Here is a 12,465-nt window from a genome sequence, read left to right on the forward strand (position 1 = left end):
GTCTGGGCGGAGGCTGCTGCTGGAGATCTCTGTGGACCGGCGGCGGGTTAACCGGTGAGAAGGCAGGTGTTCCAGTTTGGGCCTGCGGGCGTGTCGGCGCTGTCGTCGGCCATGGTGACCAGCTCAATCCCGGTCGCGCCCTCGAGGAAGCCGTCATCGGCGGGAAGGCCGTGATCGCGCACATGCAGGTCCATCAGCCGGACGGCGGCGGCAACAGCGACGGAGAGGTCGCTGGTGGCATCGGCGGCGGCCCGACGGGCAGTGTGGATCAGTCCGGCCCAGCCGTGACACAGCCCGGCGTCGGTGAGGTGGGCTAGTTGCCGGTCGTCGGTGAGGCAGCCGAGCAGGGCCTGTTCGGCGATCCACGCCCGGTACGGGTCGCCGATGGCGAGGCCGGCGAGTTGGAGGGCGCGCGCGATACCGGGGGTGCCGTAGCACCAGGAGGGCCGGTGTGAGCCGAGGTCGGTACGGGTGCCGGCGTGGAGTTCGTCGCGGCTGATGACCTCGGGCCAGCAGGTCTGCCGGCTCTGGCCGGTGCGCCACTGGTCGAGCCAGATGCAGATGATCCTGATGGCCTCGCCGTGTCCGGCGACGGTGACCCCGCGTCGCATCGCGGCCGACAGTAGTGCCAGCGGCCCGGCAATGCCGTGTGCCATGCCGAACCCGGCGTGCCCGTCATCCCATCGGGGTGACTGGCGCCGGTCCGGGCTACCCGCTGCCCACCAGCCGGGCAGTGTCTCGGTTTCGACGCGGATCGGCTGGATGAGTCGCACCAGGTAGGCCAGGACATCGCGGAGCAAATCGCGATCCTCGCGGTGTAGGAGGTAGGTGCCGAGGCCGGTCAGTCCGTTGATGAGGTCGTACTCACGGGCGTGGGCGAGTTGCCCGCGATCTATCCGGCGGTGCGCGGCGTCGAGACGGGCATGGATGAGGTCGGTGATGCTGTGATCGAGTTTGGCGAGCGCGGCGTGGTAGCCGGGGTGCCCGGCGGTGTGCAGGGCGTAGGCGACGGCGGGCGCGCCTTGGAACAGGTTGGTGATCTCGGGGTGGGCCTGGATGGGCTCGCGGGTCATCGCCTGGGCGAGGCGGTGGACCGGCTCCCAACCGGCGAGACCGGCGTGCGCGCGGGCGATGTGCAGAAGCGCGATCCCGGGTGCCCCGTCGGCGAGCGACTGCCCCCAACCCGCCGACATGGCGGCCGGTCCGGCAGGGCTCGCGGCGGTGGTCGTGCTCATGTTCGCCTCCTGGTGGCGCGTGCCCGGCGGGCGAGGGCGATCTGCCGGGCCAGGCGCAGGCATTCGGCCTCGTCGGTGCGGTCGATGAGCCGAGCCCGGTTGTGGTGCATGTGCAGCAACGCCGACAGCACCCGGTCCGGGCTCGCATCGTTTTCCAGTGCGTTGCGGTACCGGCCGAGAGCAGCCTGCCGGGCCTGCCACGCCTCGGCGAGCGCTTCCGGCAGCGGCGCGCCGTTGGGCAGGGTGCCGGTGGCTGCCCAGGCGGCGACCTGGTCGGCCACCATACGGTCGGCCGAGGCGGCGACCTTGGCCGCGAGTTGCTCCAGCAGCCAAGCCGTAGCGGGTTCGGGGTCGTGGTGGAACCCGTCAACGATGTCCACCATGCCGATCGCGGTCAGCGCCTGCGCATGGATAACCTGCGGAGGCAGCAGCCGCGCGGCGAGAGCGACCGCGTGCGAGTCGGCGGCGAAGACCGCCTCGGCGGCCTCCATGGCCGGGCCGCTGCCGTAGCGGCCGACCTCGGGGAAGTAGGTCGCCAGGGTCAGCCGCGACGCCGCGCCGAGGTCGCAGTGCTGCTGTCCCCACTGGCCGACGGCCGCCGCCACGGCCGCGTAGTCATCGGCGCCGGTGGTGCGGATGCGCAAGCGCAGGTGGTCGGTCTCACGGGCGCTGCGGTAACGGGCGAACCACCACGGCCGCTCGCCATCGAGGTCGGCGAACAGCGTGGGCAGGTGGGTACGGAGGAGGTCGTCGAGGCGTTCCGGATGCGTATAGACCTGGGCGTAAAGCCACGAGGTGTCGGGCGAGGCCGGGCGGTGCGCGGCGCTGGAGTTGGTGACCAGCGGCAGGGCGCCGGTGACCAGGTTCGGTGCGGGCGACGTGGACCGCGCGAAGGGCATGACGACTTCGTGGACGTGCCCGCCGATCCACGCCGTGTCGGCGGGCGAGTCGGTCTCGGTGAGGGTCGCGTGGCCGTGTTTGTCCAGGTGTTCGCGCAGGATCGTGCGATGTGCGGCGGCGGTGAGGGTCAGCCGCAGCGATCGATGGTCGTCGTGTAGTTCGACCGTGTCCGGGCAGTGCCATCGCTGCCGCCACCGGGTCAAGCCGTCGTCCCAGGAGGATGGTTCGGCGGCGGTGAGTCGCCACGTGGCGGGTGCCAGGATCGCCCGCCGGTACCGCACTCGGGGCAGGTACGGCAACCGGGTGGCCTGTGGTCCCCAGTCGAACTCGGTGTACCGGGCCAGGAACCCGCGCGTCAGCGTGGCGAGGAACCGGGCCAGCGGCGGTGCCTGCTTGTTCAGGGCGAGAGCGTGGAACACCTGCGGCTCGATGACCCGCCGACGGGAGATGCTGACCAAGTGCAGCCCGTCGGCGACGGCGACGATGCCGAGGTCATCAAGACGGATCAGGTTCGCCTCGTTGCCGGTACGGTGCTCGCCGAGCGGCACCACGTGCGGCAGGTGGGCGGGTATCCGGGCGACGTTCTCCGAGTGCGGGAACAGCGGCGGGAACGACATCTGCACGCTCAACGCGCCCTCGACGGCCGGCGGGGCGGTGGCGTAGACGGCGTCCAGGCCGGCGCTCGTCGCGGTCGGTCCGAACCGGCTGGTGAGCGTGCCGAACGCCTGCGCGGGGTGAACGGTGAAGGTGTAGTCACCCGCGTGCAGCGCCTCCACGCTGTTGGCGTGCACGCGGGCGCCCAGCTCGACGTGCGGCGGGATGCGCCGCGGTTCGATCGGAATGTCGGTGGTGATCGCCGTGATGAGGTCGTCGTCCAGCACGATTTCGGGTTGGCCGTGGGCGACCGCTTCCCACGCCAGCCGCAGCAGTTCCTCGTCGCGGCGGCTGGGTATGTCGTCGGGCATCGGCAACGTGCTGGCCGGGTAGCCGGCGGGCAGCCCGATCCCGGCGTCCGGGTGCGTGGCCTCGGTGACCGGGACGACGGCGCCGGTGCCGTAGCGGTCCCAGAACTCCCGGCACCAGTCGTTCCACCGCTGGTCCGGGCGCGGCTGGCGGGTCAGCCGCAGCAGGGCGCTCACCGCGCACGCCATCTCACCGGCGAGTCCCTCGGGCACGGTGACCCGGCAGTCCAGGTGCAGGTCGCCGGCCACGGCGGTACGGCCGACCGGTGCCACCTGTCGCATCCGCTCGGTGAGCATGGCCCGGAAGCGACGTTGAATCGCGGGATCGGGATGGACGTTGTGATACGCGATAACGCCGTCGATACGGCATAGGTCCGCGACGACAGAACGCGCCTCGGGGGGTGCTGTGACGTGGGTGAGGACGTCGATCAGATAGTCGAGCGGATTCGTCGCGGTCATCGGTGCTCGGAGGTTCGTGATCAGTACGCCTTGACCGACCAGGTTCCGCAGCGTGGCGCCGATGGTGGCAGGCGGGACGCCGGGGAAAGCCTCCGCGATCTTGTCGGCGAGCGACTGGTAGGGCACGGGGCTCGCCGCCGCGTCGCGGATCAGGCGCACGACGGAGGTGTTGCGCACCGACACCCGGCCAGCGCCGCGTGGAAGCTCGATCCGATTACCGCGCTCGACCACCAGGTCTGAGACCACGACATCGAGCTGTGCCACCAGTTCAGGCAGCGTCTCCAACCGCTCGACCAGTCCGTCGAGCCAGAGTGTGTCCACCCGGATCATCGCGCGGTGGGCGGCACCCCAGGTGGCTGCCGGTGTCCCGCCTACCTGGACGGGGGCGACCCCGGCGAACAGCCCGAACGGCGTCGGGCGCCCGACAGCCCGCAGGAGATACCGCATCGTCGCCAGCGTCACCCGGCGGACCTGCTTGCCGTCCGTGATCCTTTCGGCGATGACCTCCTCCACGGCATCGGCGAAAGACGTGCTGGTGAAGCGGACGGCGGCAGCGAAGCCGGGAAGCTCCCACGCTGTGCGCAGCCAGCTCTGGCACGAGCCGGCATCGGACAAGCTCGGCCACTCGTCGGGCGGTGAGCCCAGCGGCAGCGCCGCAGCTCGCAGCATCGCCCCGCCCGCGTGCCGGTACAGCGGCGTGTTGATCGAATCCATGGCACCTCCTGTCGTCGTCCCGGCTTGGCATGGGGTTACGGGGCCGGACGAGTCGTCCGGCCCCGTCGCGTCACCGGGTCAGCTACTGGCGCACGCCGAGCCGCAGGTCGAGCCGCAGGTGTCGCTGGAGTCGCAGCGCCGCACGGTGTAGCCGACGGCCGCGTCGGTGGTGATCTGGACGTCCAGGTCGAACTCGGACTCGGTGTCGGTGGGCGCCGGGCTCGACGCCAGGGTGGTGATGGTGGCCATGACGGACCTTTCTGTTGTGGGGGTCTGGACGGGAGAAGCTCGACGGACGGTCCGCGCCGGACGGCGGCGCTCGCGCCCTCACAGATCTTGCGAAGTGGGTGATCAACCGGGTCTCCTCAGCGGCGAGAGTTGCCGTCGAGGACGTAGCGGCCAACCCGGACGAGCAGGGCGAGGGCGGACCGGCGCGCGCCGCACGTCTCAGCGGTGCACCTCAGGTGCTCGCGCATCAGCTCGTGTGCCCGGTCCACAGTCAGCTCGACGGGTGCAGCGTGATCATCAACGAACTGCGGCGTGGGCAGCGAAACCGTGTCAGTGCTGGTCACAAGGCGGCTCCTCGGAAGACGGATCGGTCGGCTCTCATGGCGTCACGCTGTCGGCGCCGGGTGCGGTCGGCGCCACATCGGGTACAGCGCTGGCCCCTTCGGCACCCGGTATGCCTCGCGGGGCAGGTAGCCGTGGCGGCGGTACAGCGCGCCGTTGCGGTTCCCGGTCGCCTCCAGGTAGGCGGGGACGCCCTCGGCGTCGAGGCGGCTGTGGTGGTGCTCCAGCAGGGCGCTGCCGAGCCCCTGCCGTTGCCGGTCCGGGTGGACGCCGAGGTGGGCGAGGTAGTGGTGCGGGCTCCCCGTCGGGTGATAGGCGTGCATGACCCGGTCGAGGGCGACGAACCGGTGTAGGTGCTGGCCACACGCCTGGGCGAGGCGGGTGTCGTAGTTGGCGATGTCGAGGTCGAGACGGTCGCCGACCGGGTACCAGAGGGCGACGGCGGCGAGGTCGTCGGTGACGTCGATCCAGCCGGCGGCCTGCGCCCCCTCGGTGAGGAGCCGGAAATACGGGCCATAGACCTTGAAGCGGGTGTCGACGTTGAGGACCAGCCAGGGGCCGAGGTCGCCATACAGGAACGCCTCGGCGAGCACGGCGGCCACGGTGTCGGTCTCCGCCGCAGTGGCACGGCGGATGGTCGGAGCGAGCGCGCCCACGGTCGTCACCACCCGCTCGCGGTCGGCGCGGGTTTCGGCTGCCCGAGCGGGGCGGCCGGCTCGATGGTGACGCTGTTCGCACCGCGCCCGATGCCCGCGTACACGCCCGGCTTGGCGACCCGCAGCACCAGCGCCCACGCCACGCCGAGGACGGCCGCGACCGCGAACGCCCCGGGGAAGATCCACCGCAGCGGGTTGGTGGAGTCCACACCGAGCAGGATGTGGAACTGATCGATCGTGGCCCACAGGATCCACAGCAGCGCCGCCGCCGCGAAGGTCGGGGCGATCAGCCACCGCCACCCGCTGACACCGTCGCGGTTCGGCGGCCGGGCGAAGAACGCGATGACCGCGACCGACGTACCGGTCATAAGGATCAGCACGCCGAGCCCACCCACGACGGTGAGCCAGAAGAACAGGTGGACGATCGGATCCCAACCCATCGCCGCGTAGACGCCGAGGACGATCGCGGCCAGCCCTGACTGCACGAGCGAGCCGACCTTCGGCGCGCGGGTCCGGGTGCTGGTCCGACCCAGGATCGGGGGCAGCACCCGCTCGCGGCCGAGGGCGAACAAATACCGGGCCACGGTGTTGTGAAACGACAGCAGCGCGGCGAACAGGCTCGTGACGAACAGCAGGTGCCCGACGCCGACCACGAACGAGCCGACGTACGGGGCGACTAGGTTGAAGATCAGCTCGGTGCCGTCGGTCTTTGCCGCCTCCACGATGCGCTCCGGTCCCGTGGCGACCGACATCGACCAGGCGCAGAAGGCATAGAGCAGCCCAATGATCGCCAACGCACGGTAGGTGGCCTTGGCGACCGTACGCTGCGGGTCCTTGGACTCCTCGGAAAACACGGCGGTGCCCTCGAACCCGACGAACCCGGCCACCGCCGTCACCAGCGCCGCACCGATTCCGGCTCCGAGCAGGTTCGCCGGCGCGAGGGTGTCGAAGGTGACTTTCCCACCGGCCGGGTGAGCGAGCTGCACCACGGCGAACCCCACCGCGACGGCGATCTCGACCAGCAGGATTACCGCGAGGACCCGGCCGTTGAGATCGATGCGCCGCACCCCGAGAACCGCGACCACAAGCCATCCGGCGAACGCACACACCGCCCACGGCACCGACCAGCCGAGCCAGTCCTCCAGCAGGCCGGCGAGGACGGCGCCGAACCCGCCGTAGAGCCCGATCTGCATGGTGTTGTAGGCCGCGACTGCGACGAACGAGGCGCCGACGCCGGACACCTTGCCCAGCCCACGCGACACATAGGTGTAGAAGGCCCCGGCGTTGACTACCCGGCGCGACATGGCGACATAGCCGATGGAGAACAGGCCAAGGGCCACCGCCACGGCGAGGTAAGCGATCGGGATACCGGTCACGCCGGTGACGGCGTAGCCGGTGGTGGCGCCACCGGCCACCACCGTCAGCGGAGCGGCGGCGGCCATCACAATGAACACCACCGGCCACACGCCGAGACGGGCGCGGGCCAGCGCGAGCGAGACGTTGCTCGCTGGCGTCCGGGGGCCGGGTATGGACATGGTGGGGCTCCTCGTTCGCGAGAGGGGGTCAGTGGCTGGTGAGGACCGCGTCGCCGACGGCGGCCTCGGTGTGGTGCAGCAGAAGGCGCATGGACGGCGAGGTGGTGGCGACGAGTTGGCGAACACCGGCGATGACGTGTCCCGGGGCGCCGTCGAGGACGTGTCGGTGCAGGTCAATGGCGAGCACTAGCCCGACCAGGACGGTGTCGTAGCCGTCCAGCGGCTGGCCGTTGCGCAGGCGGGTGGACAGCCGCGCCCACGGCCACGCCGCAACGTTGGCGTCGGTAGGGACGTATGTCGTGACCTTGGTCAGCAGCCGCCGGGTTACCTCGGCGCGGACGTGGCCCGAGCGCAGCAGCCTTGCGGCCACCCGGTCGTAGGAGTTCTGCGACAGGAATGCCAGCCAGGTACGGACGGTGTGCGCGGTCGCCTCGCCGGCGAGCTGATCGAGCATGGTGTGCGCGAGCGCGTCGCTCGGCGGCGTCCGGCTGGCAACGAACACCTGATCGCGCTCGATCACAATGGCGTCGGTGAGGGCCAACTCGGCCAGCAGCGCCGCGGCCAACCCGAGTCCCGCCACCGAGGCGTGCAACAGCGGACGGCCCGTTGTGTCATGGTGCGCCAGCCGAAACACGTCATCAGCCAGGAGCGGCCATCGAGTACGAGGCAGCGTCGCTGACGGCACCGGCGGGTTCGGGCGGGCCGGTCCCCCGGGGACCTGCGTTACCGGGCGTCCGTCCGGTCTAGGGGCCGCGTGCCGGGCCAGAACCGGGACTGTGGCCCGGGGCGTTCGTGGTGCTGGCGCCCGGCCCGCCGCCGGCCATGTGGCAGCAGCGGCGGGCCGGGAATCCTGATACGGCACGCCGGCATCACCGCGCAGAACGTGGGGCTGCGCAGGTCCGGGCGCCGCCTGCGCCACCAACGGGTGCGGTGCCTGCATCGGTCGCCTCCCCTGCCTGGCCACTCGTGCCGTCGCTGATCGGGACGCCTTCATCGATGAGGACGCAGCCCCCGGGGGTACTGCCATAGTCATCGATGTATTGCGTGTCGGTAGTCCACGATCACGGACTGTCCGCCGGGCCGGAACCCCGTTCTATGGGGAGACTTAGGGGGAGATTTGCGGGGCGACCAGCCGCTGACCTGCGGTTTTGTGGATCATCCCTGATCAACTAGTGATCAATATGGACGATTTCGGGGTTACGCTCTTCGCACGCTGACGGTCCACGGAGACGGTCCGTGAGCTGACATGGCCGGTGTGGCTGGAGGACTTGATGATGGTCAGCCCATATGTGCGACGGCGTCGGCTCGCGATGGAGATCCTGCGGCTACGCGACGAGTACGGCTTCTCTGCTGACCGCCTTGCCAGTGCGGTCGGGGTGAAGCGGCAGACCATCAGTCGGATCGAGAACGGCCACGTACGGCCCGACCCTGACCTGATCATGCGGATCCTCGCGGTGTTCAACGTCGGCGAGAAGCGGTGGGCGCAGATCATGACGATCGCTCGCGAAGCCCAGGAGCGCGGCTGGTGGGAACGGCATGCCGAACAGATGGGTCCTCGGCAGGCGCTCTCGGCGAGCCTAGAGGCGGGCGCCCATCGGATCTGCGAGTACCAGATGACCTTGCTGCCGGGGCTGCTGCAAACCCCGGCGTTCAGCCAGTCTCGGGTCCACGCCGACCCCTCCGCCCACACGCAAGGAGTTGACCCCGCCCGCGCCCTGGAGGCGCGCCTCACGCGGCAACGGCTCCTGGAACGGCCCGGCGGCCCCACCTACGAGGTCGTTATTGACGAGCTGGCGATCCGGAGGTTTGCCGCGCCCGCGCGCGTTATTAGAGGGCAGCTTCGGCATCTGGCCGACCTTGGGCGCACACACGACCGAGTCACCATTCGGGTGCTACCGATCGCCGCTTCGATCGCCGGTCATGTCGTGCCACGCTCGGCGTTCTCCATCTACCGCTACCCGGACTCCGCAGACCCGATCGTGGTTTCCGTCGACACCATCACCTCGGACCTTGTCCTGACCGAGGCCGTCGAGGTAGGCCATTACCTGACTCTGTACGACCGCCTCCGGGCGGCGGCCCTGACGCCGGAGCAGACCCTCGACTTCCTCGCCGCCGTGGCCGAGGAGCTACCCGAACACCAAGGAGCCAACTAATGCCCCACCGCTTCACCAACTGGCGCAAGTCCACCCGCAGTGGCAGTGCAGACAACTGCGTCGAGATCGCCGTCGCTGAAGACGGCGTGGTTGGCGTACGCGACTCGAAGAACCCGACCGGGCCGGTCCTCGAGTTCACCCCGGCGGAATGGGCGGCGTTCGCCGGGGGCGTCCGGGACGGCGAATTCGATCTCTAATTGAGGTGACGAACGCTTTCTCGGTCGCCGTCTGTCATGACCGCAACGCCTTGAACGCCGTTGGTCACGGTGGGATGCTGACGCTGGCCGACATGTCGGGGCTGACCGGACATGTCGGCTCGCGGATCGATGGCACAGCGAACCGAGGTGAGGACGGTTGGGGATGACGCGGCGCCACAACGTTCCGCCCAACGAGCTGCTCCGTAGCGCTCGCCGCCGCCGCGCGTCGCCGTCCGGATCAGGAAGGCCGATGTCCCGCCAAGAGGTCGCCGACGCGGTCAACCGCTACCTCGCCCGCAAGGGGTACAACGAGGCCGACATTGACGCCAACTACATCGGCAAGCTCGAACGCGGCGAGCACCGCTGGCCCCGCGATACCCGACGCGAGGCTTTCCGTGCCGTACTGGGTGCGGCCAGCGACGCCGCCCTGGGCTTCTACGTCGTCCGTGGCGACCCTGCCGAGGTCGAACCGCACGCGCCGGTTGAGGTGGGGCCGTTGGAGACGGCTGATGGGAGTAGGCGTTCGCTGCTCGGCGGCATCGCCGGCTTGGTCGCAGCCCTCGGGCTGTTCAGTCGCGGACCACATGGCGACAAGAGCAAGCGCGTCGGCGGCTCCGATGTGGCCCGCCTGAACGCCGTGGTGGCGCTGTACCGCTCGGTGGACTACGAATCAGGCGGCGGCGTGCTGCGCGTGCAGGCGGGTCGGTTCGCCGAGGCGGCGTCGTCGCTGTCCGACCGGCCCTGCAGCGACACGGTCAAGCCCGCCCTGCTGGCCGCCATTGCCAACGCCCGCCAGCTCGCCGGATGGGCCGCGTTCGACACCGGTCACCACTCCGACGCCCAACGCCACTGGCTCTCGGCCGAACGTGCCGCCGTTACCGCCGGGGACCTGCGACTGGCCGCCCGGGTCCGCTACTGCCAGGCACGGCAGTTCCAGCACCTGCGCCACAACGGCGACGCCCTGGACACGCTGCGGCTGGCTCGCGAACACCTTGCCGGCCTCGCCACGCCGGCTATCAGCGCCATGCTGCACGGCGCGGAGGCCGCCTCTCTGGCGGCCCGGGGCGATCGGCAGGAGGCGCTGGCCGCGCTTGGTGACGCCACCGATGCCTTTGACCGCATCGATCCGGACCGCGAACCGGAGTGGATGCGCTTCTACGACCGCGGCGAGCTGCTAGCACAGTACGGGCGTGTCTACCGCGACCTCGCCCGAGTCGACGGACGACACGGCAACGCCGCCGTACGGTGGGTCACCGAGGCCATCTCCGCCTTCGGACCCCAGAACGTACGCAGCACGGTGCTCAACGAGGTCGGGCTGTGCAGCGGCCTGTTCCTCGCCGGGGAACCACATGAGGCCGTCTCTGTCGGCAACCGGGTCATCCAGCACGCCGCCCAGTTGACCTCCCAGCGGGTACACGACCGCATCCGCAACCTCCGTCGCGACCTGGATCCGTACGCCTGCAACCCGGATGTAGCCGAGTTCAGCCGCGCCCTGTCCACGATCGGCTCGGCCGCATGACCACCACCGACGCCAAGGGCCGGTACACCGAAGCGGCCATGACCGAGGCCATGCGCCACATCGCCGACCAGCTCGACGTTCCCTGTCACGATGCGAGGTTGCTCCGTCTCACCAACAATGCGGTCTTCGCGCTGCCCACCGCTGCGATCGTCGTTCGCATCACCCGCTCCACCGTTCTGCACGACCGCGTCCACAAGGTCGCCCGCCTTGCAACGTGGTTCGCCCAGCGCGACGCCCCGACCATCCGGCTCACCAGGCACGTTGATCAGCCCGTCCCCGTCGATGACCTTCTTGCCACCATTTGGGAGTACGTCCCGCCCACTGACCCAACGCCGACCGTCGAGGATCTCGGCCACCTCCTGAGCCGCTTCCACAACCTCGGCACGCCGCCGTTCCCCCTGCCGAGTTGGGATCCCGTAGCCGACGCGCGGAGCCGGCTCGCCGACGCTGAAGCACTGCGTGACGACGAGGCTGACTACCTCTTGACCTGGTGCGACCAACTTGCCCCACGCATCGCGGCGCTCAACGAGCGGTCGAAAGGCAACCTTGTCCACGGCGATGCGCACGTGGGCAACCTGCTCCGCATCCCGGACGGGGACGTTGTCATTGGCGACTTCGACCCCACTTGCGCAGGCCCCTGGCAGGTCGACCTCGTCGCCGTGCCCGTCGGTGAAACCCGCTTCGGCCGCCACGGTGCCCACTCCCGCCTAGCCCGCGCCTATGGCTACGACGTGACTCAAGATCCCGACTGGCCCACCCTGCGCGAAGCACGAGAACTCAAGATGGTCTGTGCAGCCGTACCTCTTCTTGCGAGCACCCCCGGCGTAGCCCGCGAGTTTCGCACCCGCCTGCACAGCGTCCGCACCCACGATCAGCAGGCTCAATGGACTCCGTTCGCGGACCTCCCGAAGGAGAGAGGCTGATGTGGCCGGAAGAGTCGACAGGCACCAAACGAGGATTTGCCTCTAACGCGGTCGCGCACACCCTTTCTGACATAGCCCGCTGGCTAAGCAGGCAACACCGAGCTGACCTGGGGTTAGGCGGCTACGGCGACGCGGCGACCGTCGCGCCCTTCCGTCGTCTGCGGATGCGGCACCTCGCAGTCGATGGAGCCGATCGCCGCTGGCTCACCGGCGGCGCGGCGTCCTCCTCGTGCTCGCGGCGTCTGCCTCGCGCTCGCTGCGCAGCGACTCTTCGAAAGCGAGGTCGTCTTCGAAAAGCTGGTCGAGGGCTCCGTGGATGTTGCCAGCGGCACCCCCGATGCTCTGCGCAGAATCCGGCTTTCCGACCGCCGACCAGCGCCGCTCTGCAGGGCGGGCGGTCCGTTCGTCCCCGAGTCCCGGGACAAGACTTGCGCGCCGGATGAGACCGGCGAGATCGCCAAGGGCCACGCCCGCCGGCTGCTCATTCTGGACGAGGCGACCCCGAACTGGATGTGTCCGACAACCCTGCTCCGGGCTGCCTAAACAGGTCGCCGCCGCCGTGGCGTCACGCGGTCGGTGTCGCCGGCCGCAGGCTGCCAGCCCTGCCTCGGAGGTAGTGGCGCACGCTGATACCCTGCCGAC

At 69.9% G+C, this 12,465-nt stretch carries 12 protein-coding genes; 5 read left to right on the plus strand and 7 right to left on the minus strand.

What is annotated here, in order from left to right:
* Positions 1-47: 47 nt before the first annotated feature.
* From ACIA1L_RS07060 to ACIA1L_RS07090, 7 genes are all read right to left on the minus strand, one after another.
* Positions 48-1,235: a lanthionine synthetase C family protein gene (locus tag ACIA1L_RS07060; protein ID WP_396071577.1), complete on the minus strand. Its 1,188-nt coding sequence runs from the start codon at positions 1,233-1,235 to the stop codon at positions 48-50.
* Positions 1,232-4,270 (minus strand): lantibiotic dehydratase, encoded by a 3,039-nt coding sequence (locus ACIA1L_RS07065; protein WP_396071578.1) that lies wholly within the window; start codon positions 4,268-4,270, stop codon positions 1,232-1,234. The genes ACIA1L_RS07060 and ACIA1L_RS07065 overlap by 4 nt, the downstream gene beginning before the upstream one ends.
* A gap of 78 nt (positions 4,271-4,348) precedes the next feature.
* Positions 4,349-4,519 carry an FxLD family lanthipeptide gene (gene fxlA, locus ACIA1L_RS07070; protein WP_396071579.1) on the minus strand — a complete coding sequence of 57 codons (171 nt, stop codon included), beginning with the start codon at positions 4,517-4,519 and terminating at the stop codon, positions 4,349-4,351.
* A 116-nt stretch (positions 4,520-4,635) separates the two neighbouring features.
* Positions 4,636-4,842, minus strand: a complete 207-nt coding sequence (locus ACIA1L_RS07075) for a hypothetical protein (protein ID WP_396071580.1) — start codon at positions 4,840-4,842, stop codon at positions 4,636-4,638.
* Between the two features lie 42 nt (positions 4,843-4,884).
* The gene (locus ACIA1L_RS07080) at positions 4,885-5,508 is read right to left on the minus strand and encodes a GNAT family N-acetyltransferase (protein ID WP_396071581.1); all 624 of its coding nucleotides are present in this window, start codon (positions 5,506-5,508) and stop codon (positions 4,885-4,887) included.
* Entirely contained in the window at positions 5,502-7,031 is a 1,530-nt protein-coding gene (locus ACIA1L_RS07085) for an APC family permease (RefSeq protein ID WP_396071582.1), read from the minus strand. The genes ACIA1L_RS07080 and ACIA1L_RS07085 overlap by 7 nt, the downstream gene beginning before the upstream one ends.
* A gap of 28 nt (positions 7,032-7,059) precedes the next feature.
* On the minus strand, positions 7,060-7,665 hold the full coding sequence (locus ACIA1L_RS07090; protein WP_396071583.1) for a GPP34 family phosphoprotein: 606 nt from the start codon (positions 7,663-7,665) through the stop codon (positions 7,060-7,062).
* 637 nt (positions 7,666-8,302) lie between these two features.
* Here ACIA1L_RS07090 and ACIA1L_RS07095 point away from each other — a divergent pair.
* From ACIA1L_RS07095 to ACIA1L_RS07115, 5 genes are all read left to right on the plus strand, one after another.
* Positions 8,303-9,184 (plus strand): Scr1 family TA system antitoxin-like transcriptional regulator, encoded by an 882-nt coding sequence (locus tag ACIA1L_RS07095; RefSeq protein WP_396071584.1) that lies wholly within the window; start codon positions 8,303-8,305, stop codon positions 9,182-9,184.
* Positions 9,184-9,381 (plus strand): DUF397 domain-containing protein, encoded by a 198-nt coding sequence (locus ACIA1L_RS07100; protein ID WP_396071585.1) that lies wholly within the window; start codon positions 9,184-9,186, stop codon positions 9,379-9,381. Before ACIA1L_RS07095 ends, ACIA1L_RS07100 begins: the two co-directional genes overlap by 1 nt.
* A 250-nt stretch (positions 9,382-9,631) precedes the next feature.
* Positions 9,632-10,900: a hypothetical protein gene (locus ACIA1L_RS07105; RefSeq protein ID WP_396071586.1), complete on the plus strand. Its 1,269-nt coding sequence runs from the start codon at positions 9,632-9,634 to the stop codon at positions 10,898-10,900.
* Positions 10,897-11,823, plus strand: coding sequence for an aminoglycoside phosphotransferase family protein (locus tag ACIA1L_RS07110; protein ID WP_396071587.1), 927 nt, complete (start codon positions 10,897-10,899; stop codon positions 11,821-11,823). Before ACIA1L_RS07105 ends, ACIA1L_RS07110 begins: the two co-directional genes overlap by 4 nt.
* 183 nt (positions 11,824-12,006) lie before the next feature.
* The gene (locus tag ACIA1L_RS07115; protein WP_396071588.1) at positions 12,007-12,366 is read left to right on the plus strand and encodes a hypothetical protein; all 360 of its coding nucleotides are present in this window, start codon (positions 12,007-12,009) and stop codon (positions 12,364-12,366) included.
* Positions 12,367-12,465 lie beyond the last annotated feature (99 nt).

It is taken from the genome of Actinoplanes sp. NPDC051859, assembly GCF_044452725.1.
GTDB lineage: Bacteria > Actinomycetota > Actinomycetes > Mycobacteriales > Micromonosporaceae > Actinoplanes.